Origin of the sequence: Pseudomonas asplenii, from assembly GCF_001293465.1 — a bacterium.
GTDB classification, from domain to species: Bacteria; Pseudomonadota; Gammaproteobacteria; order Pseudomonadales; family Pseudomonadaceae; genus Aquipseudomonas; species Aquipseudomonas fuscovaginae_B.
On sequence record NZ_JSYZ01000007.1, the window covers coordinates 378,276 to 399,296 of the forward strand.

The 21,021-nt window shown below is 65.0% G+C and carries 19 protein-coding genes and 1 pseudogene; 11 read left to right on the plus strand and 9 right to left on the minus strand.

Translation table 11 applies throughout. The features are described from left to right. Nucleotides 1-88: 88 nt before the first annotated feature. The 4 genes from PF66_RS11510 to lysA all read left to right on the plus strand — a co-directional run bounded on the left by PF66_RS11510 (nucleotide 89) and on the right by lysA (nucleotide 6,070). Nucleotides 89-1,930 carry a DAHL domain-containing protein gene (locus tag PF66_RS11510; protein WP_054062768.1) on the plus strand — a complete coding sequence of 614 codons (1,842 nt, stop codon included), beginning with the start codon at nucleotides 89-91 and terminating at the stop codon, nucleotides 1,928-1,930. 223 nt (nucleotides 1,931-2,153) lie between these two features. Further along, the gene (locus PF66_RS11515; RefSeq protein ID WP_054062769.1) at nucleotides 2,154-3,506 is read left to right on the plus strand and encodes an OprD family outer membrane porin; all 1,353 of its coding nucleotides are present in this window, start codon (nucleotides 2,154-2,156) and stop codon (nucleotides 3,504-3,506) included. A 213-nt stretch (nucleotides 3,507-3,719) separates the two neighbouring features. Continuing rightward, nucleotides 3,720-4,637: a LysR family transcriptional regulator gene (locus PF66_RS11520; RefSeq protein WP_054061094.1), complete on the plus strand. Its 918-nt coding sequence runs from the start codon at nucleotides 3,720-3,722 to the stop codon at nucleotides 4,635-4,637. Between the two features lie 194 nt (nucleotides 4,638-4,831). After that, nucleotides 4,832-6,070, plus strand: a complete 1,239-nt coding sequence (gene lysA / locus PF66_RS11525) for a diaminopimelate decarboxylase (RefSeq protein ID WP_054061095.1) — start codon at nucleotides 4,832-4,834, stop codon at nucleotides 6,068-6,070. 102 nt (nucleotides 6,071-6,172) lie between these two features. On the opposite strand, the gene PF66_RS11530 is transcribed toward lysA, so the two are convergent. Continuing rightward, nucleotides 6,173-6,388: a DUF2790 domain-containing protein gene (locus PF66_RS11530; protein WP_054061096.1), complete on the minus strand. Its 216-nt coding sequence runs from the start codon at nucleotides 6,386-6,388 to the stop codon at nucleotides 6,173-6,175. A 298-nt stretch (nucleotides 6,389-6,686) separates the two neighbouring features. On the opposite strand from PF66_RS11530, the gene PF66_RS11535 reads away from it, so the two are divergent. Then, nucleotides 6,687-7,385: a YoaK family protein gene (locus PF66_RS11535; protein ID WP_054062770.1), complete on the plus strand. Its 699-nt coding sequence runs from the start codon at nucleotides 6,687-6,689 to the stop codon at nucleotides 7,383-7,385. A gap of 401 nt (nucleotides 7,386-7,786) precedes the next feature. Here PF66_RS11535 and catC read toward each other — a convergent pair whose 3' ends face one another. Next, complete coding sequence (gene catC, locus PF66_RS11540; protein WP_054059448.1) at nucleotides 7,787-8,077, minus strand: muconolactone Delta-isomerase; 291 nt, start codon at nucleotides 8,075-8,077, stop codon at nucleotides 7,787-7,789. Nucleotides 8,078-8,102: 25 nt separating this feature from the next. Further along, nucleotides 8,103-9,224, minus strand: coding sequence for a muconate cycloisomerase family protein (locus PF66_RS11545; RefSeq protein WP_054059447.1), 1,122 nt, complete (start codon nucleotides 9,222-9,224; stop codon nucleotides 8,103-8,105). A gap of 130 nt (nucleotides 9,225-9,354) precedes the next feature. On the opposite strand from PF66_RS11545, the gene PF66_RS11550 reads away from it, so the two are divergent. Both PF66_RS11550 and PF66_RS11555 read left to right on the plus strand, forming a co-directional pair. Further along, nucleotides 9,355-10,239, plus strand: coding sequence for a LysR family transcriptional regulator (locus PF66_RS11550; RefSeq protein WP_054062771.1), 885 nt, complete (start codon nucleotides 9,355-9,357; stop codon nucleotides 10,237-10,239). A gap of 216 nt (nucleotides 10,240-10,455) precedes the next feature. Beyond that, nucleotides 10,456-11,481 carry an AraC family transcriptional regulator gene (locus tag PF66_RS11555; protein ID WP_054062772.1) on the plus strand — a complete coding sequence of 342 codons (1,026 nt, stop codon included), beginning with the start codon at nucleotides 10,456-10,458 and terminating at the stop codon, nucleotides 11,479-11,481. A gap of 75 nt (nucleotides 11,482-11,556) precedes the next feature. On the opposite strand, the gene PF66_RS11560 is transcribed toward PF66_RS11555, so the two are convergent. Then, nucleotides 11,557-12,528 (minus strand): AraC family transcriptional regulator, encoded by a 972-nt coding sequence (locus PF66_RS11560; protein ID WP_054059444.1) that lies wholly within the window; start codon nucleotides 12,526-12,528, stop codon nucleotides 11,557-11,559. A gap of 208 nt (nucleotides 12,529-12,736) precedes the next feature. Here PF66_RS11560 and antA point away from each other — a divergent pair, with 208 nt between their 5' ends. Genes antA through catA form a run of 4 tightly spaced genes read left to right on the plus strand, consistent with a single transcriptional unit; the run spans nucleotide 12,737 to nucleotide 16,618 of the window. Next, on the plus strand, nucleotides 12,737-14,125 hold the full coding sequence (antA, locus tag PF66_RS11565; RefSeq protein WP_054059443.1) for an anthranilate 1,2-dioxygenase large subunit: 1,389 nt from the start codon (nucleotides 12,737-12,739) through the stop codon (nucleotides 14,123-14,125). Next, a complete protein-coding gene (antB, locus tag PF66_RS11570; RefSeq protein ID WP_054059442.1) occupies nucleotides 14,122-14,613 on the plus strand; it encodes an anthranilate 1,2-dioxygenase small subunit in 492 nt (163 codons plus the stop codon). Before antA ends, antB begins: the two co-directional genes overlap by 4 nt. An 11-nt stretch (nucleotides 14,614-14,624) precedes the next feature. Further along, on the plus strand, nucleotides 14,625-15,659 hold the full coding sequence (gene antC / locus PF66_RS11575) for an anthranilate 1,2-dioxygenase electron transfer component AntC (protein WP_054062773.1): 1,035 nt from the start codon (nucleotides 14,625-14,627) through the stop codon (nucleotides 15,657-15,659). Nucleotides 15,660-15,691: 32 nt separating this feature from the next. Continuing rightward, nucleotides 15,692-16,618 (plus strand): catechol 1,2-dioxygenase, encoded by a 927-nt coding sequence (gene catA, locus PF66_RS11580; RefSeq protein ID WP_054059440.1) that lies wholly within the window; start codon nucleotides 15,692-15,694, stop codon nucleotides 16,616-16,618. A gap of 70 nt (nucleotides 16,619-16,688) precedes the next feature. Here the strand turns inward: catA and PF66_RS33905 are convergent, their stop codons facing one another. From PF66_RS33905 to PF66_RS11600, 5 genes and pseudogenes are all read right to left on the minus strand, one after another. After that, complete coding sequence (locus PF66_RS33905) at nucleotides 16,689-17,477, minus strand: methyl-accepting chemotaxis protein (protein ID WP_425357894.1); 789 nt, start codon at nucleotides 17,475-17,477, stop codon at nucleotides 16,689-16,691. A gap of 354 nt (nucleotides 17,478-17,831) precedes the next feature. After that, a pseudogene (locus tag PF66_RS33910) lies at nucleotides 17,832-18,110 on the minus strand (PAS domain-containing protein); the annotation flags it as partial. 80 nt (nucleotides 18,111-18,190) lie between these two features. After that, nucleotides 18,191-19,123: a SphA family protein gene (locus PF66_RS11590; protein WP_054062775.1), complete on the minus strand. Its 933-nt coding sequence runs from the start codon at nucleotides 19,121-19,123 to the stop codon at nucleotides 18,191-18,193. A 100-nt stretch (nucleotides 19,124-19,223) separates the two neighbouring features. Continuing rightward, nucleotides 19,224-19,757 (minus strand): flavin reductase family protein, encoded by a 534-nt coding sequence (locus tag PF66_RS11595; RefSeq protein ID WP_054056397.1) that lies wholly within the window; start codon nucleotides 19,755-19,757, stop codon nucleotides 19,224-19,226. 12 nt (nucleotides 19,758-19,769) lie between these two features. Then, a complete protein-coding gene (locus PF66_RS11600; protein WP_054062776.1) occupies nucleotides 19,770-21,008 on the minus strand; it encodes a styrene monooxygenase/indole monooxygenase family protein in 1,239 nt (412 codons plus the stop codon). Nucleotides 21,009-21,021: the final 13 nt, after the last annotated feature.

Below are 21,021 nucleotides of genomic sequence, written 5' to 3' on the forward strand. Positions count from 1 at the left end.
CCGTCGGGTCCGCACACCCCCTCTCAGGGCGAAAGCGTCAGCCGGCACTACACTCAGGGAAGACCCGGTAGTGCACAGGACGTCCGCCATGATGCAATGGAGCAGGTACAGAGGTACCGCGCTGATCACCCTGTTCGTCATTCTCGCCAGCCTCCTGGCATTCCTTCTGGTCAAGGCCTTCTCGGGCGAGACCTCCACCTACGTCGAATCCCGCGACCTGATTCGCCAGCTCAAGCAACTGGACGCCCGGCTCGATGCCAGGATTCTCAAGACCCGCATCAGCGACGAATACAACTACAACCTGCTGGCCGGCCCCGCCGCGGAATCGGGCAGGCGCTGGGAACAACTGGTCACGCTGAACAGCGCCCTGGACAGTTCCCCCATCTGGCAGGCCCGCAAGAAAGCCTACCTCGATGCCTCGGGGGAAAAGAGCAAACTGATCGAACAGTTCCAGGCGCACAACACCACGCTGCGTGATGACCTGGAAAGCCTGTCGGCGATCGAGGACGCGATCCAGGCCGACCTGCAGCCGTTGAGCACCAGCCACCCGGTGGAAACCCTCAGCGTGCTCTACAGCGCCTCGAAACTGACCCTGAGCACGATGGAATACGCCCACCACGTGACCAACGGCAGGGCCGAAAAGATCGAGCGCCAGATCCAGTACCTGACCTCGCAGAAAAACACCCTTCCCCCCGCCTTCGCCGCACCCATCGACAAACTGATCGAACAGGTCAACGTGGTGGTCAGCGAACAGCCCCAGACCAATGACCTGCTGGAACGCATCGGCTTCATTCCGGTGGCGGCGAACCTCGACGCCATCAACGAACTGCTCAATGAAAACCAGCGGCGCGCCGACCTGCAAAACCGCCAGTACCTGGTCTATCTGAGCCTGTGCGCGGCGCTCATGGTGCTGTGGGTGTTCTACCTGATCATCCGCCAGTTGCGCAGCCATGCCCTCATCAACCAGATGAACAGTGCCTTGCAGGCGGCCAACGAACGCCTTGAACAGCGGGTGGAAGAGCGCACCCGTGAACTGCGCGAGGCGCAGAGCGAGCTGATGAGCACGGCCCGGGCGGCAGGCATGGCGGAGATCGCCACCAACGTGCTGCACAACGTCGGCAACGTACTCAACAGTGTGAACATCTCGGCCGACCTGGTGACACGCCGGGTGCGTGGCAGCAAGGCACAGGGGCTCGGCAGGGCCGTGCAACTGATCAACGAACGGGCCGATGACCTGGGCCATTTCTTCAGCCAGGACGAAAAGGGCAAGCTGCTGCCCGCCTACCTCAACCAGTTGGTCACCGCCATTGGCGCCGAACAGACGGAGATCGTCCAGGAGCTGGGACAACTGAGCAAAAGCGTCGACCACATCAAGGAAATCGTCAGCACCCAGCAATCCTACGCCGGTGCACCCAAGCTGCTCGAACCCCTGAATATCGCCGATCTGATCGAGGATGCCCTGCGCATGAACAGCGGTTCGCTGACCCGGCATCACGTCAAGGTCGTCCGGGACTACCAGCCGGTACCGATCTTCCTCGGCGACAAGCACCGGCTGCTGCTGATCCTGATCAACCTGCTCAGCAACGCCAAGCAGGCCGTGTCCGACCTGACGAACCGCGAACGTGAAATCACCGTGAGCGTGCGGGTGGTCGACGGCACGACCTTGCGTATCGGCGTGCAGGACGATGGCGAAGGCATCTCGCCGGAGAACCTGCCGCGCATCTTCACCCACGGTTTCACCACCCGCAAGGACGGCCACGGCTTTGGCCTGCACAGTTGCGCCCTGGCGGCGGTCGAGATGAAGGGGCGCCTGAGTGTGCACAGCGACGGGCCGGGCAAGGGGGCGCTGTTCACCCTGGAAGTGCCCCTGGACGAACCGCCCCGCAGACCTGCCGACGTCAATGCTGCCACCCCCACGAACCCGCGGTAGGCCGGCCCCTCGGCATGCCACCCGCCCAAGGCCGGAAGCACTGCAACACACCGAAAAAAAAGGCTGGTAAATCAACGCTGTAGACTGGGTAAAAGGTGCCTTTTCTAAATTTAATTTCATCCGCTGCACGCCGCATTTGACTCGGAACTGTCACATGGCCACCGCTTAATTGTTTCAAGAGTTTTCAGCTCTTATTTCAATTTCGTGACCAGGACCCGAACCAATGAACAAGCTGTACAGTCCCGTGATGGGGGCCGCCCTGGCGAGTATCATGATGTCTGCCCACGCCGACTTCATCGATGACAGCCACGCCGACGTGACCCTTCTCAACCGCTACCTGAACCAGCAGGGGCGCGACATCAGCGGCAGCAGTGCCAAGGCCCACAGCATTCGCGACTGGGGCCAGGGTTTCCAGTTCGACTTCAAGTCCGGCTACACCGAAGGCACCATCGGCCTGGGCCTGGACCTGCAGGCCTTCTACGGCCTGAAGCTGGATTCGGGCGGCGACCTCAACGACAGGAGCCACCAGGGCCGCTACCCCGGCAGCATGTTCCCCCTGGATGACGGCAAGTCCGCCGACCAGTTCGGCGTACTCAGCCCGACCTTCAAGGCACGTTTCCTCAAGGACGAGCTGCGCATCGGCACCCTGTACCAGAACAACCCGATGCTGGCCAATACCGACGGCCGCCTGTACCGCCAGACCAACACCGGCGCGCAACTGGTCTCCAGGGACCTGGACAACTTCACCTTCACCGTCGGCGACATCAACCAGACCAAGATCCGCAACGAAACCGGCGACACCGGCATGATCACCGCCGGCGGCACCCAAAAGAGCGACCGCTTCCTCTATGGCGGCGCGGACTACGCGGGCATTCCCGGCACCACCCTGAGCGCCTGGTACTCGAGCCTGCAGGACTACTACCAGCAGGCTTTCCTCGGTGCCAAACGCCATGACGCCCTGCCTGTCGGCGCCATCGACAGCGACTTGCGGGCCTACCGCAGCCTCGGCATCGGAGGCAACGGCGACGGTGACAGCGAGTACGCGGCGGCCGGCTACTACGGCAACGGCATCAGCAAGGGCCGGATCAACCAGTCGACCATCAGCCTGATGGAAAGCTACAGCCTGGCCGGCCATACCGTGGGCCTGGGCATTCAGAAAAACAGTGGCGACAGCGACTTCCCGTACCTGGACTCGGGCCTCAACAGCGGCGACAACCGCCAGGGCCCGGGCTCCGGTGCCGACACCCCGGCGCTGACCAACCTGCAATTGAACAAATTCCAGCACGCCGGCGAGCGGACCTGGATGGCCCAGTACAAGTACGACTTCGCCCAATTGGGCATCGACGGCCTGAAGTTCGCCGCCACCTACGCCCACGGCGACCAGATCCGCACCGCCGCCAACAGCGATGCCAGCGAATGGGAACGCGACCTGGCGCTGACCTATGAAGTGCAGACCGGCCAGCTCAAGGGCCTCGGGGTGAAATGGCAGAACGCCCACGCCGCCCCGGAAATCACCGGCCAGACCCTCCAGGACGAAAACCGCTTCTACGTGAGCTACGTCATTCCACTGTGGTAATCCACGCCCTGCTCCCAGGCCTCCGATCGTTCCCACGCTCTGCGTGGGAACGATCTGATGACACCACTGCCTCTCACCCGCCTTGCGCCAGCCCAAAACCTGTAGGAGCGTGGCTGGTCGGGGCGCCGAACCGCCGCGAAAGGGCCCTCAAGTCCAACGGCTGATTCAGATACAATCTGTTCCCCCACCCGCCGCACCGAGACCCCAAGCAACGTGGCCAAGCTCAACTTCAGGCACATGGAAATCTTCTGGGCCGTGATGACCACCGGCAGCGCCACCGCCGCCGCCGAACTGCTGCACACCTCGCAACCCACCGTGAGCCGCGAGCTGAGCCGCCTGGAGTCGATCACCCAGTTGGTGCTGTTCAAGCGGGCCAACGCCAAGCTGATTCCCACCGAACAGGCGCTGCGACTGTTCGAGGAGGTCGAGCGCGCCTATTTCGGCATGGAACGGATCGAACGCACCGCCGAAGCCATCCGCCAACACAAGAACGGCCAGATCGCCCTGGTGACCTTGCCGGCGTTCTCCCAGGCCCTACTGCCGATGGTCTGCAAGCGCTTTCTGCGGCAATTCCCGGATGTCGCGCTGACCATCACCCCGCAGGAACAGCCGCTGCTCAATGAATGGTTGTCCTCGCAACGCTACGACCTGGGGCTGATCGAGGACGCCACCCTTGCGCTCGGCACCGAAAGCGACTGCGTGTTCACCTCGGACATGGTCTGCGTACTGCCACCGGATCACCCCTTGGCAGCCAAGTCGGTGCTCGCCCCCGAGGACTTCGAAGGCGAACCGTTCATCTCGTTTGCCGCCAACGACCCCTACCGCAAGAAAATCGATGCGTTGTTCGAGGAGCATGGCGTCAGCCGCCGGCTGCAGGTGGAAACCCATAGCGCGGCTGCGGTGTGCAGCACCGTCGCCCAGGGTGTCGGGGTGTCGACCCTCAACCCGCTGACGGCGCTCTCCTACGTCAACCTGGGGCTGACCATTCGGCGCTTTGCCCTGTCGATCCCCTACTCCATCCGCGTGGTGCGTCCGCTGCATCGTCCCCACTCCGTACTGGTCGATCGATTCGTCGACGCCTTGCGCGATTGCTGTCGAGATCTCGAAGCCCAGCTCGCCGAGATTCCCTAGCCAGTGCACGGCCCACCGGCCATATCAGAAATGAATGGACACCCCGAAAACTGATATTTTTTATCCGGACACGGCAATGCTAAAAAGGCGCACCCACACCGGTACACCTCCTGACAACACTCGCGAGCCCCGGCGTGGCCTTATCCGACCTGGGAAAACCCAGGGAACATCGCCTTTCAGCCCGAGCTTGCCCCATGACCCTCGAACAGCATGCCGCACACGTCGCCAAAGCCCATGGCACCCCCGTCTGGATCTATGATGCCGCCGTCATTCGCGAGCGTATCCGCACGCTGAAAACCTTCGACACCGTGCGCTTCGCCCAGAAGGCCCTGTCGAACCTGTCGATCCTCAGCCTCATGCGCGAGGAAGGCGTGAAACTCGACGCCGTGTCCCTGGGCGAAATCGAGCGGGCGATCAAGGCCGGCTTCAACCCGCGCAGCAACGTCGATGGCCCCTCGGACCTGGTCTACACCTCGGACGTGTTCGATCGCCCGACCCTGGCGCGTATCGTCGAGCTTGGCGTCGAGGCCAACCTCGGCTCGCTGGACATGATCGAGCAGTTGGGCGAGCTGTCGCCCGGGCACCGCGTGTGGCTGCGGATCAACCCGGGCTTCGGCCATGGCCACAGCCCCAAGACCAACACCGGCGGCCCCAACAGCAAGCACGGCATCTGGCATGAACAACTGGCCGAGGCCCTTGAGCTGCTGAGCCGCTACGACCTGCACCTGGTGGGTGTACACGTGCACATCGGCTCGGGTGTCGACTACGGTCACCTGGGCCAGGTCTGCGACGCCGTTGCCCAACTGCTGGAGCAGATCGATCGGCCGATCGAGGCGCTGTCGGCCGGCGGTGGGCTCTCGGTGCCCTACCGCGAAGGTGAGGAACCGATCGATGTGGAACACTACTTCTCGCTGTGGGACGCGGTGCGCCGTAATGCACAGACCCGCTATGGTCGTCCGGTACGTTTGGAGCTGGAGCCTGGCCGCTTCCTGGTGGCCGAGTCGGGCACGCTGGTCTGCGAAGTGCGTGCGGTCAAGCAACAGGGCGCCAACCCCTTCACGCTGGTCGACGCCGGCTTCAACGAACTGATCCGCCCGACGCTCTACGGCAGCTACCACCGCGTGTCGCTGGTGGCCCAGGCCCCGGAGCGGCCCTCGATCAGCACCCTCATCGCCGGCCCCCTGTGCGAATCCGGTGACGTCTTCACCCTCGCCGGCGACGGCGCCCTGCGCTTCGAAACCATGAGCCGGCCAACCACCGGCGACCTCATCCTGTTCCACAACGCCGGGGCCTATGGCTCGACCATGTCCTCGAACTACAACTCGCGGCCGCTGGTGCCGGAATACCTGCTCGATGGCGAGCACTCCCGCCTGATTCGGCGGCGGCAGACCTTCGATGAACTGCTGGGCCCGGAACTGGCCTGCCTGGGCTGACCCTCAAAAACCTCGCGGCGTCACCTTTTGCAGGGTGACGCCGCGTTGGCGTTACAGGATTCAGTGGGCTTCGCTACACGACGTTCCCGCCCCGCGCTTCCCTCAATCCCCGGCACAACCGTTGCCCCAGGTCTTGTAGTCATATTCCTTGATCTGCCCGTCTGGCGTCTTGTAGGTCATCCTGGCGTTGGAAATCCCGCAGGCATACGGCTTGGAGTCCACGCGGATCACTTCGGCGACATCCTTCCGGTCCAGGGCAAACGCCTGGGCACTGAAAAGAACAGCGGCAACGGCCAAGCCCTTTACATAGATATTCATGGCAACTCTCTCAATAGGAAAAACACAAGCCGACCCGGCAAATCCGGTAGAAGGCGCTGGGTGCAGACTCGCAACCGTTCGTTATCCGAGGATTAAGAAAGTTATGAAAAAGTTTAAATAAAACGTTATGAATCAGTTAAATCAAAGTTAACTATTTAAAAATACAAGTTGCATTTTATTCCATTAAAAATCATGACAAAAAGTTCATGAAACCTGTCATCATCCGGCTACCCGGAACAGCGGCCTGCTCTGGCTGATCAGCCGCTTGCCGTCCACCGTCCAGTCAGGAGCCCAGCGGATGCTTCCATCAGCCCCTCTTCTTTCCGGCAACCGTTTGCACCTGCGCCGTCTGCGCGGCCGGGTCGGACTGGCCCTGGTGGCCTGCCTGTCCTTCCTCGCCGGCATGACCGACGCCATCGGCTTTCTCGCCACGGGCGACTTCGTCTCGTTCATGAGCGGCAACACCACGCGCCTGGCGGTGGCCGTCAGCGAGGGGGACCTGTCGATGGTGCTGCGCCTGGTCGCGGCGGTGATGGCGTTCATCGCCGGCAACGTGCTGGGCGTGCTGGCCGGACGCGTCGGCGGCAGGCGCTCGCTGCCGTTGCTGCTGTGCGTTTCCACCCTGCTCTGCATCGCCGCGATACTGCCGTTCAACACTCGCGTGCCGGCCTTGCTGACCGCGATCATTGCCATGGGCATGCTCAATGCCGCCGTCGAACAGGTCAACGGCCTGCCGATCGGCCTGACCTACGTTACCGGCGCCCTGTCCCGCTTCGGCCGCGGCCTGGGGCGCCGGCTGCTCGGCGAAAAGCGCGATGGCTGGCGGGTGCAGCTGGTGCCCTGGAGCGGCATGCTGGTGGGTGCAGTGTTTGGCGCCATGCTGGAGCGCCAGATGGGCGTGCAGGCGCTGGTGGTCAGTGCGGCGATCGCCGCGGTGCTGGGGCTGATCGCGCTGAGGATTCCACATCAGTGGCAGAAGGATTTCATGCCGCGCTGAGGGCAGTCCGCAGACAATGAACGGCGGGTACGCTACAGGTATGCACTCACGGTCGAAATCATATTCCTGCCGGATGGGAAATCAGCGATCAAAGATGAGGCGAAGTTCTCGAATCTTTCGTCGGGAGAAGTCGATGAGTACTTCTCGCTGCTGCAATCTCACAGGGATGCCCTGTTCGAGCGCAACGGCCTGATCGACGACGAATCGACCTACGCCGCCCTCAACTCCCGCTCAACCAACGAAAGGCTCCATCAAGAGTTCCTGGAGAGCCTGAGGAACGACCCGCGAATGGCCGAGTTGACCGGTCGACTCGGCATCGCCCTTTCCTGACTTCATCGCCGCCAGTCATCCAGCCATGCTCCGCGAGCCTGGCTGGAACTCCTTCACCGGGCTTCATCCCCTCACCGATCATCCTCGTGGATCGACGACGGATGCCGGCACAGGCCGTCAACCTCGATATCCATATAGGGGAACAACGGCAGCTGCATCAGCGTGTCATGCAGCGCCTCGACGCTGGGCACGTCGAACACGCTGTAGTTGGCGTAGTGCCCGGCGATCCGCCAGAGGTGGCGCCAGGTGCCCTCGCGCTGCAGGCGCTGGGCCAGTGCCTTTTCGTCGGCCTTCAGTTGCGCGGCCCTGGCCGGGTCCATGTCCTGCGGCAGTTTTACGGTCATCTTCACGTGGAACAGCATGGTCGTTTCCTTCTTGTCTTAGCTCTTAGCGGCGGGCAAAGCGCGACAGTTGCGCCTCGTCGAGGGTCAGGCCGAGGCCGGGGGTACGCGGTACGTGCAGCTGGAAATCGCGATAGACCGGCGCTTCGCGGACGATTTCCTCGGTCAGCAGCAAGGGCCCGAACAGCTCGGTGCCCCAGGTCAAGTGGCGCAGGGTGAGGAAGGCGTGGGCCGAAGCCAGGGTGCCGACCGAGCCTTCAAGCATGGTCCCGCCATACAGGGCGATACCCGCCGCCTCGGCGATCTGCGCGGTGCGTAGCACGGCACGGGGTCCGCCGTTCTTGGCGATCTTCAGGGCGAAGATACTGGCGGCGCCGTCGGCGGCGAGGCTGAAGGCGTCCTCGACGCTTTCGATGGATTCGTCGGCCATGATCGGTGCGGGGCTGCGCTGGTTCAGGCGCACCTGGCCGGAGCGGTTGACCCGGGAGATCGGCTGCTCGATCAGGTCGATGCCGTTGTCGCCCAGCACCTGGCAGCCGCGGATGGCCTGGGACTCGTCCCAATACTGGTTGACGTCGACGCGCACGCTGGCGCAATCGCCCAGGGCCCGCTTGATCGCGATCACATGCCTGAGGTCCTGTTCCAACGGATTGGCGCCGATCTTCAGCTTGAAGATGCGGTGCCGGCGCCGTTCCAGCATCTGCTCGGCTTCACCGATATCCCGGGCGGTGTCGCCGCTGGCCAGGGTCCAGGCCACTTCCAGGCTGTCGCGCACGCGACCACCGAGCAGTTCGCTGACCGGCAGGCCGAGGCGCTTGCCCTGGGCATCGAGCAAGGCACTTTCCAGGCCGGACTTGGCGAAGGTGTTGCCCTTGGCGATCTTGTCCAGCTTGAGCATGGCGGCGTTGATATTGTCCGCGGCCAGGCCGATCAGGGCCGGGGCCAGGTGGCTGTCGATATTGGCCTTGATGCTTTCCGGGCTTTCATAGCCGTAGGACAGGCCGCCGATGGTGGTGGCTTCGCCGATACCCTCGATGCCATCGCTGCAGCGCAGGCGCAGGATCACCAGGGTCTGCTGCTGCATGGTGTGCATCGCCAGCTTGTGGGGGCGGATGGTGGGCAGGTCGACGATGACCGCCTGTACCTGTTCGATCACTGCATTGCTCATTTGCCTGGGCACCTTGTGGCCGACGGCGCCCCTGCGCCGCCGTTGTCGTTCAATGGGTGGGCAAAGGATTGCCTGTTGGCGGCGAGCAATCCAATATCGATTACCTCTGCCACCATACCCAGGAAGTCTGATGGAGCTTCGCCACTTGCGTTACTTCAAGGCGCTCGCCGAAACCCTGAACTTCACCCGCGCCGCCGAACGCCTGCACATGGCCCAGCCGCCGCTGAGCCGGCAGATCGGCCAACTGGAAGAAGAACTCGGCACCCTGCTGCTCGAGCGCGGGCGGCCACTGCGCCTGACCGATGCCGGACGCTATTTCTATGAACAGACCGGCACCCTGCTCCAGCAACTGGAACAGATCGGCGCCACCACCCGGCGCATCGGCCAGGGGCAGCGACACTGGCTGGGAATCGGCTTTGCGCCCTCGACTCTGTATGGACTGTTGCCAGAGCTGACCCGAGCGCTGCGCAGCGACGCCGAGTTGCAACTGGACCTGGTCGAGATGACCACGCTGCAGCAGGTCGAAGCGCTCAAGGCCGGGCGTATCGATATCGGCTTCGGGCGCATTCGCATCGATGATCCGGCCATCGAGCAGCGGGTGCTGTACGAGGACCCGCTGGTGGCGGTGCTGCCGCGCGGGCATGCGCTGGGTGGCACGACGCCGAGCCTGGCGCAACTGGCCGGGGAGGCCTTCGTGCTGTATCCGGCCACGCCACGCCCCAGCTATGCCGACCATGTCCTGGCGCTGTTCGCCCACCATGGCTTGAGCGTGAAGGTCGGGCAGTGGAGCAATGAACTGCAGACGGCGCTGGGGCTGGTGTCTGCCGGGCTGGGGGTGACCCTGGCCCCGGCGTCGGTGCGCCAGCAGCATCGGGCGGATCTGGAATACACCGGGGTGAGCGATCGGGATGCGGTGAGCCCGATCATCCTCAGTCGACGCAAGGACGAAGCAAATCCGGTGTTGCAGCGTTGCCTGGAATTGATCGAGGCACTGCTCGCGGAACGGGCGCCATAACCTCGTCGTCACCTGCGTTCGATCCCCGCTCGCGCGACGATCAACATCCAGGTTGGTCTGTTCCTTGCTGAGAGAGGGATAAGCCGACGGTGATCGGCACCAAGGATCACACTGCCGCCCGGGCATTATCCGGACACTGCAACGACTATCCGGTTACTGCAGAAGCCGGTGCCCGAAAGCGTGCAGACGTGGTTGCCTGTGTAACGAGAGGTGACAATGATCTCCATCGAAGCAAGCCTTGCGAGCGGTGAGTGCTTCAGTGATTTGCAGCTTTTCACTGAACAGAACCAGTTGTTCCTGCATTACGACCTGGACAGCGTGCGGACCAGTGTCGGGCGCATCTTCAAGCCGCACGAGCTGGTTGCGGTGCACACCAGCGAGGCGGTTGGCGCCTGCATGCACCATGTGACCCGCGGCGGCCTGGCACTGAGCCGGCTGGAGTACGCCACGGAAGTGGATATCGACCCCGGACGCCTGGAGGATTTCTACCTGATCCAGATCCCCATCCAGGGCGGCGCGCTGATCCGCTGCGAGGGGCTGGAATTCGAATCCTCGCCGCTGGTGGCCTCGCTGCTGTCGCCGACCCTGCCGGCGCGGATGCGCTGGCAGGGGCACTCGCCGCAGCTGACCCTGCGCATCGAGCAGGCCGACATGGCCTACCACTGCCGCCAGCACATCCCCCAGGCCAGCCAGCGCCTGCCGCAATTCGATCCGCGCCTGGATTTCTCGCGCCCCGGGGCCGCCTATTTCCTGCAGTTGCTCAACACCCTGGTCCACGCCATCGGCAGCGCGGAGCACCCGCTGCACCAGCCGCTGGTGCTCAAGCAGTTCGAATCGGCGCTGCTCAATTCCCTGCTCTACGGGCAGCCCCACAGCGCCCTGGACAATCTGGAGCGCCCGGCGGAAAAGAGCATCTCGCCCTACTTCATCAAGCGCACCGAGGCCTACATCCGCGAGCACCTGCACGAGCCCCTCAGCGTCGAATCGCTGGCCGAGCAGGCCGGGGTCAGCGTGCGCACGCTGTTTGCCGGCTTCCGCAGTTTTCGCAATACCAGCCCGATGGCCTACATGCGCGAGCTGCGCCTGGAGCGGGTGCATGAAGAACTGACGCGCAATGAACAGGCGTCAGTGACGGAGGTGGCGTTCAAATGGGGATTTGCCCACCTGGGGCGGTTCGCCCAGGAGTACAAGCGGCGGTATGGGGAGCTGCCTTCGGCGACACGGCGCTTTCGGGTGTCGTGACCACCCGATGCCCTGGCGACCGTCTTGAGGCCCCCCCCCCTGCGAGGGCTCTCAAGACGGTCTGAAAGAGGGGCCTCAGCGCAAGCGCGCCAGGGTTCCGGACGGCGACTCCCCGAACGCCTTGCGGTAATCACTGGCAAACCGCCCCAGGTGCCCGAATCCCCACTCCAGCGCCACACTCGACACACTCGCCGCCGCCCCGCCACTCAACAACGCGCTGCGCACCGCGGTCAGTCGGTAATGCTTGAGATAGGCCATCGGCGTGAGCCCGTGATGACGGCGAAACGCATCGTAGAGTTTCTCCCGCGAGACCCCGGCCACCTGCTCCAGATCGTCCAGGCGCAGCGCCTCGCGGGCATGGTCCTGAAGAAACTGCCGGGCACGCACCAGGTAGTGCGGAATCCGCTCCTGCCCGCCCTGCTCCAGTTCATCGGAGTAGTTGTTCGGCTGCGCCAGCAGCAGCGCGCGGATCAGCAGGCCTTCCATGTCCCGGGCCAGACGCGGCTGGGCGTACAGCGCGCTGAGCTGCGGCCAGTTGTCCAGCAACTGGCGCACGCTCAGCCACCAGGCCGCCACTTCCTCGCGGCCAATATCCATTTGCGCCCGAAAGCGGATCGGCTCGCGCAATGGCCGCTGCAGCATTTCCTCGGCCACCTCCTCCAGCGCCCGCCGATGCACCACCACCTGAAGCTTCTCGCAGTCGCCGCCCAGCTCCAGCGAGTGGGCTTCCAGCGGTGACACCACCAGCCCGCAGCCCGCATCGGAACGCACCTGGTCGCGGCCGCTGCGCAAACGCTGCCGCCCGCGCAGCGGCAGGCTGATGCTGTAGGCGTCGAGCGAGCGGATACCGATATTCACCGCCGTGCCGTAGGCGATGCGCCCCAGCACCGTGCCCAGCGCCGGCAGGCGCGTGCCGAGGTGGCTGAAACAGAGCTGTTCGGGGTGCCGGGAACGCAACTGGTGCGGGCCACAGATGGCGCTCATCCATTGCTGCGCCTGGGTCAGTTCGGCGCAGCGGTTATGCAGGGTGGCAATGGCGCGGTGCATGGGCGTCTCCTCGGCTCGGTGGACTGGCTCGATTGTCCGGCGACAACGCCCCGTCCCACTATCCATTTTGTGCAGCTATTTGCCCCGCCGTCATCCGCGCTCTGCAAGGGCGGAAGAAATGGCTGGTCAACGCCCACTAAACGGCTAGAGCGACCTCGCCGCCAGCGCTTCAATCCGGCACAGAACTCCAACAACGAGGACACGCCCGATGAGCGCCCGCACCCCGAGCCAATGGCAAGACTACGTCCAGGGCTGCCTGGACTTTCGCCCCGTCGAGGGCATCTACCGCGTCGCCCGCGATATCTTCACCGAGCCGCAACTGTTCGACCTGGAGATGGAGCTGATTTTCGAGAAGCAGTGGATCTACGCCTGTCACGAAAGCGAAATCGCCAACCCCAACGACTTCATCACCCTGCGCGCCGGGCGCCAGCCGATGATCATCACCCGCGATGGCAACGGCGAGCTGCATGCGCTGATCAACGCCTGCCAGCACCGCGGCGCCACCCTGACCCGCCAGGGCGCGGGCAACCAGTCCACCTTCACCTGTCCGTTCCACGCCTGGTGCTACAAGAGCGACGGCCGCCTGGTGAAGGTCAAGGCCCCCGGCGAATACCCGGAAGGCTTCGACAAGGCCACCCGCGGCCTGCGCAAGGCACGGATCGAGAGCTACAAGGGCTTCGTCTTCATCAGCCTGGACACCCACGCCAGCGACTCGCTGGAGGACTTCCTGGGCGATGCGCGGATCTTCTTCGACATGATGGTGGCCCAGTCGCCCACCGGTGAACTCGAAGTGCTGGCAGGCAAGTCCACCTACACCTACGACGGCAACTGGAAGCTGCAGAACGAGAACGGCCTGGACGGCTACCACGTGTCCACCGTGCACTACAACTACGTGTCCACGGTGCAGCACCGCCAGCAGGTCAACGCGCAAAAGGGCCAGGGTGACAGCACCCTGGACTACAGCAAGCTGGGCGCGGGCGATGCGGAAACCGACGACGGCTGGTTCAGTTTCCACAACGGCCACAGCGTGCTGTTCAGCGATATGCCCAACCCCGCCGTGCGCCCCGGCTATGCCAGCGTCATGCCAAGGCTGGTGGAGGAATACGGGCAGGTCCGCGCCGAGTGGATGATGCACCGCCTGCGCAACCTGAACATCTACCCCAGCCTGTTCTTCATGGACCAGATCAGCTCGCAGTTGCGCATCGTGCGCCCGGTGGCCTGGAACAAGACCGAAGTGATCAGCCAGTGCATCGGGGTCAAGGGCGAGTCTGCGGCCGACCGGCGCAATCGCATCCGCCAGTTCGAGGATTTCTTCAACGTCTCGGGCATGGGCACGCCGGACGACCTGGTGGAGTTCCGCGAACAGCAGCGCGGCTTCCAGGCCCGCCTGGAACGCTGGAGCGATATCTCCCGTGGCCATCACCGCTGGACCGAGGGCGCCACGCCCAACAGCGAAGCCCTGGGTATCCGGCCGGTGCTGACCGGTCGCGAATTCACCCACGAAGGCCTCTACGTCAACCAGCACGGCACCTGGCAGCGCCTGCTGCTCGAAGGCCTGGCCCGTCGCGCCCTGCAACCGAAGGAAGTCCAAGCATGAACCTCTCCCTGCACTACACCATCGAGCAGTTTCTGTTGCGCAAGGCCGAGCTTTGCGATGCCCAGGACTGGGACGCCTACCTGGAGCTGTTCGACCCGGACAGCGTGTTCCACCTGCCGCAGTGGGAAAGCGAGCACCGCTACGTCGAAGACCCCAACCAGGGCCTCTCGTACATCTACTACGAGGACCGTTCCGGCCTCGAAGACCGGGTGTTCCGCCTGCGCACCGGCAAGTCCGCGGCGTCCACGCCGCACCCGCGCACCCTGCACCAGATCAGCAACCTGCGGGTGCGCGAACTGGAGGACGGGCAGTTCGAGGCCCGCGTCGCCTGGCAAACCCTGTACGCCCGCCAGGGGCGCCAGGGCAGTTTCTTCGGCCACTGCACCTACCTGCTGCGCCAGGACGGTACGGACTTGCGCATCCGCCGCAAGCACGTGCTGCTGCTCAACGACACCATCGATTCCGTGCTGGACTTCTATCACCTCTGAGGGCTGCCGCCATGACCCATAACGTTGCCCTCAGCTTTGCCGACGGCAAGACCTTCTTCATCGCCGTCAAGCCTGGCGAGCTGCTGCTGGACGCCGCCCTGCGCCAGGGCATCAGCCTGCCGCTGGACTGCCGCGAAGGGGTCTGCGGCACCTGCCAGGGCCGCTGCGAATCCGGGCGCTACGAGCAGGAATACGTCGACGACGAAGCCCTCAGCGCCCGCGACCTGGCGCAGCGCAAGATGCTCGCCTGCCAGACCCGCGTGCAGTCCGACGCCACGTTCTATTTCGACCACGACTCCAGCCACTGCCATGCCGGCGAGCCGCTGCGCTTGCAGAGCACGGTGCTGCGGGTCGAACAGGTCTCGGCCAGCACCGCCATCCTCCACCTGGACGCCAGCGCCCAGGCCGACACCCTGCAGTTCCTGCCAGGCCAGTACGCCCGCCTGCAGGTACCGGGCACCGACCAGTGGCGCGCCTATTCCTTCGCCAACCGGCCGAATGCCGGCAACCAGTTGCAGTTCCTGATCCGCCTGCTGCCGGACGGGGTGATGAGCAACTTCCTGCGCGAACACTGCGTGCCCGGTATGGCGATGCAACTGGAGGCGCCACTGGGCAGCTTCTACCTGCGTCAGGTGGAGCGGCCGCTGGTGATGGTGGCGGGCGGCACCGGCCTGTCGGCCTTCCTCGGCATGCTCGACGAGATCGCCGAGCGCGGCGACTGTTCGTACCCGATCCAACTGTTCTACGGGGTCAACCAGGAAGCCGACCTGTGCGAGACCGCGCGTCTGGAAGCGCTGTGCCAGCGCATTCCCGGCTTCGAGTTCACCCCGGTGGTGAGCCAGCCCGGCACGGACTGGAACGGCCGCCGCGGCTATATCCACGAGCACTTCGACGCCGCGCGCCTGAACGCCGAACCCTTCGACATGTACCTGTGCGGCCCGCCGCCGATGGTGGAGGCGGTGAAAGGCTGGGTCGCCGACCAGGCACCGGGCGAGGTGCAGATCTACGCCGAGAAATTCCTGCAAAGCGCAACGACCCGACGTTAACCCGAACAATCACAACAACAGAGGCAAACATCATGACCGTAGCCATTTCCCAGAACGCCGACGTGCAGCGCTTTTTCGAAGAAGCCGCCGGCTACCGCAACGACAACGGCAACCCGCGGATCAAGCGCATCATTCTGCGGGTGCTGCAGGACGCCGCGCGGTTGATCGAGGACCTGCAGATCAGCGATGACGAATTCTGGACCGCCGTGGACTACCTCAACCGCCTCGGCGGGAAGAACGAGGCCGGGCTGCTGGTGGCCGGGCTGGGCCTGGAGCACTTCCTCGACCTGCTCGCCGATGCCCGCGACGCCCAGGCCGGCAAGGTCGGTGGCACGCCGCGGACCATCGAAGGGCCGCTGTACGTGGCCGGTGCGCCGATTGCCGAAGGTGAAACGCGCATGGACGACGGCAGCGAGGACGGCCAGGCCACGGTGATGTTCCTCGAGGGCCGGGTGCTGGACCTGAACGGCGCGCCGATCGCCGGGGCCACCGTCGACTTGTGGCATGCCAATACCCAGGGCAACTACTCGTACTTCGACCAGAGCCAGTCGGAGTACAACCTGCGCCGGCGCATCATCACCGACGCCGAGGGCCGCTACCGCGCCCGCAGCATCGTGCCCAGCGGCTATGGCTGCAACCCGCAGGGCCCGACCCAGGAATGCCTGAACCAGTTGGGCCGTCACGGCCAGCGGCCGGCCCATGTGCACTTCTTCATCTCGGCACCGGGTTACCGGCACCTGACCACCCAGATCAACCTCTCGGGTGACCAGTACCTGTGGGATGACTTTGCCTATGCCACCCGGGACGGGCTGGTGGGGGAAGTGACGTTCAGCGAGAACGGCGTGCACGGCGTGAACGGGCGCTGTGCGCAGATGACCTTCGACTTCGCCCTGCAGGCGGCCACCCATGCCGATGACCAGGAGCGCAGCCAGCGGCCTCGGGCGTTGCAGGGGCATTGAGTCGCGGCACCGGTCCTCACAGCAGCGCGGCGGTTCGGCGGCCCGAAACGCCGCGCTCTACAGAAGGGCGTCAGCGATCGAAGTAATGCGCCAGGCTCAACAGGCTCTCCGACTGCCGCGTCAACTCCCCGCTCACCCCCTCCACCCTCCTCGCCTGCTCCACGCTGCGCCCGATGGCCTCGACATTGCCCTGCAACTGTTCATCCAGCAGTTGCACCACCTGCTCCTGCTCATGCATGGCCACGGCGATCTGCTGCCCGAGGCTGTCCACACTCTGCAATTGCCCGGCGACCGCGCTCAGGGCGCTGGCCACCGCCTGCACCCGGCCGGCGCCGGCCCGGGCCAGTTCCTCGCACTGCCGGGCGACCTCGCGGTTGCGGCCGTTGGCCTGCTCCAGGCGCTCGAGCAACGGCCGGATGCGTGCCGTGGCCTCCTGGGTCCGCGCCGCCAGTTGCCGCACCTCATCGGCCACCACACTGAAGCCGCGCCCCGCCTCACCCGCACGGGCGGCTTCGATGGCGGCATTGAGCGCCAGCAGATTGGTCTGGCTGGCAATGGCATCGATCAGGCTGGTGAACCCGCCGATGGCTTCCACCTCCTGCGCCACCTCCCGGGTCGCGCGGGCGCTGGTACCGATGGCCTGCTCCAGCGTGCCCAGCGCCTCGCCCGCCTCCCGCGCCTGTCGCTCACCGCCGCTGGCCAGGCTGCTGGCCTCGCTGGTGGACTGGCTGGCGAACTGAACATTGCGCGTCACTTCCTGGATGGTCGCCGCCAGCTCATGCAGCGCCGTGGCCACCTGCTGGTTGGCCTCGCGCTGGCGATCCAATTGCAGCGCCTCCTCGCGGATCATCCCGGCCATGTCCCGGGCCTGTCCGCCCAGCCCGGCCCCGGAGCCAGCGATACGCACCAGTGCCGCCTGCAGGCGCCGCTCTTCGCTGCGCAGGCCCCAGGCGACCCGGGCCAGGCTGCTCTCGCCGCCGAGAAAACCGGCCAACCAGGGATCGGCGCAGACTTTGCCGTGATCATCCAGCAGACCGGCAAGGCGTCGTCGCAGCAACCCCTGCGGCAGCAAGCCGCCAGCCGCCGCGGACAACCAGCGCCACCAGGACGCGCCGCCCGGCGCGCCATGCCGGGCGATACGCCGATAACCCCGACGCGCCTGCCCGATGCCCGCCTCGTCCAGGGGCAGGAAGACCGCCCCGTAACCACTGATACCCGTGGCCCCATGCACCGGCTTGATGTACAGCTCCAGCCATAGCTCGCCAGCGTCGCCGCGCCGGTGGCACAACGGCCCCAGCCAGGGCCGGCCGCGGCCGAGGGTCTGGTACAGGTGCTCGACCAGGCGCCGCGGCACCTGCGGATGCAGAAGGTCATCGAGGGACGTCTGCTGCACGGCGGTCGGGGTGAGCCCATGGGCCTGGCAGAAAGCCTCGTTGAAAAACACCAGCCGCCCCTGCAGGTCGGTCCGGCAGATCAATGCATCGAAATCCATGGCACTCCCTCAAACTCAAAAAAAAGGCCTGCCACTCAGGGCAGGCCAAACGCTGATGAAGACTGACGCCCAGGAGCCGATCAGAAGTGGTGGATATAACGCACCTGCAGCCGCGAGCCGTCGGGGCGGTTTTCCACGTCCTGTTCGAAATAGGCGTTGAACACCAGGTGATCGTCCTTGGAGAAGCTGTACATCGCCCCCGGCCCGATGGCCCAGACCTTTTCCCGGCGCCCGGAGACTTCGTGGCCGTCGACCCGGGTGTCGCTGATCTGCTTGAGCCAGTAGCCGTTGATGCCCAGGCGCAGTTGCGGGGTGACCGCGTAGTCGGTGGCGAAGTTGGCGTGCAGGGCCTGGCCGGCCTGGATATCGCTGGCATCGCCGAAGCCGTAGCCGGGGTCGTGGTTCTTGAAGTTGTACAGGTAGTGGGCACGCACCGAGGCCGTCCAGTTCGGGGTGAACCAGTAGGTCGCCGCCCAGTAGGGGTTGAACGACACCGCGTTGTTGCCGGGGTTGATGTCCTTCTTGTCGCTGTACTCGCCGGTGGGCAGGTTGACCTGCAGTTCGATGCGGTGCACGAACAGCGGACCGTCCTTGCCCATGATCGGGTCGAACTGGATGAACGGGCCGATCAGCCAGTCGCCGACCCCGCCCTGCTCCTTCAGGGCCGCGTTGTCGAGACCATCGTCGACCTTCATTTTGGTCACGATGGGCAACACGGTGTTCAGGCCGAGGCTGGCGTTGCCCAGGCGCAGGTCCGAGAGGTAGCTGACCTGGGTGACCGCGACCTGGTAATCCAGCTCGGTCCTGGGCAAGCCCAGCTTGTCGCCGTTCTTGTCCACCAGGCGGTTGGCGCTGTAGTTCTGGAAGTACTGCTGCAGGTACCAGCCCGGCCCCGCCGGCAGGCCGCCGTCGAGAAAGCTGGTGAGGCCGAGGTTGACCACCGGCAGGTCATAGGCCTGGGCGGCACCACTGCCGAGCGCGAGGGCACAGGCCAGGTTACGGATGTTGTTCATGCAAGGCTCCTTGGCTCTGTAGGAAATGCATCTGCGCTCGCCCAGGCGGCGTTGAAGACATTTCGTACAGACCCGAATGTTGTTGTAAGAGGCAGGAGACTCAACGGCCGAGTTCGGGGTGCGCGACGGCGACCCGGTACTGCCCGGCGTGGAAGACCAGCGGTTCTCCGCCGCTGTGTCGGTAGTGCTCGATTTCACCGAGGAAGATCAGGTGGTCGCCGCCCTCGTACTGGGTCAGGTTGCGACACACCAGGGTGGCGATGGCGCCGTCCAGCAGCGGCACGCCCGCCGTGGCCTCGACATGCTCGATGCCGGCGAACTTGTCCGCCGCCGGCCGCGCAAAGTGACCGGACAGGCCGTGCTGGTCGCTGCCCAGCACGTTGATGGCGAAGTGGCTGGCGGCGAGGAAGTCGCTCACGCTCGGCGCCGTACGCGCCAGGCTCCAGAGCACCAGCGGCGGGTCCAGGGACACCGAGGAAAACGAGTTGGCGGTCATGCCGACCTTGCGCCCGTCGACGCCACGGGTGGTGATCACGGTGACCCCGGTGGCGAACTGGCCGAGCAGGTTGCGCAGGGCGCGGGGCTCGCTGCTGTCGGCGGCGATCAGGTCCAGAGGCAGGTGCATTGCGTTCATATCCATCACTCCTCAGGCGGCCACGGGCGAAACCTTGGCGATGAAGGCCTGGCAGGCCTGGGCATCGAACCACCACGGGGCGAAGCGGCGCGGATCGTCGAAGTTGTTGGCGATGACCGAAGCCAGGGCCTGCGACTGCCCGGCGGCGCCGAGCAACTGCAACAGATGCTCAGGCGGTGGCAGCAGCATGCTGTTGGTCCAGCCGACCACGTGCTGGGCGTAGTCCCAGTAGCGCTCGAAGGTCTGCACCATCCACTGCGGGGTGAACGGCTGGTCACCGTGGGCGAGGATGGCGTCGAGGTAGACCTTGCTGCACTTGGCGGCGTTGTTGGAGCCCTGCCCGGTGATCGGGTCGTTGACCACCAGGGCATCGGCCATGCCGAACACCGGCAGACCCGAGGGCAGCTCCAGCACCGGCTTGCGCACCATCGGCGTGAAGCGCCCGGCCAGCACGCCGCCGGCATCGGTCAGCTCGACATGGCGGCAGCGCTCGGCTTCCCACGGCACATAACGGCGCACGATCTCCAGGCTGCGTTGCAGATGCTGCTCGGGGGTCTGCACGTCCTGCCAGCAGTCCATCGGACCGCCGGGGATACCTTCGAAAACCATGATTTCGCACGGCCCGCTCAGGGTCAGCGCCGGGAACACGAAGTACTCGCCCACCCCGGGAATCAGGTTGAAGGCCACCCGCGAGTACGGCGACATCGGCGTCATGCCCTTCACATAGGTCAGGGCCAGGGCCCGTTGCGGCTGGTTGAAGCGGGTGCGCTCGGCGTCCTTGGGGAACTGGTTGACGATCTCGCCCTTGCCGGCGGCCAGCAGCACCAGGTCGTGGCTGGCGGCCAGGCGTTCCAGTTCGGCGATGCCGACGTCCTCGATCTGCAGCTCGCCGCCACGGCGGACGAACTCGTCCATCCACGCCGGCATCTTCAGGCGCTGGTCCACCGCCTGGGCGTAACGCTCCAGGCGCGCGCTCCAGTCGATCAGCTTGCTGCCCGGCTGCTGCGGGTTGGGCACGGTCAGGCCGATGCCTTCCACCGCGGGGCACTGTTCTTCCCAGAAGTTCAGGCCCAGGTCGCGTTCGGTCTGCAAGGCGGTGTTGAACATGCACTGGCTGGACATGACCTTGCCGGCGCGGATCTGCTCGGCGGTGCGGTTGGTGGTGATGCTCACCTGGTAGCCCTGGGCAAGCAGCCCGAGGCCCAGTTGCAGGCCGGCTTGTCCGGCCCCGACGATAGCGGTGCGACGCATGGAGTGTCTCCTG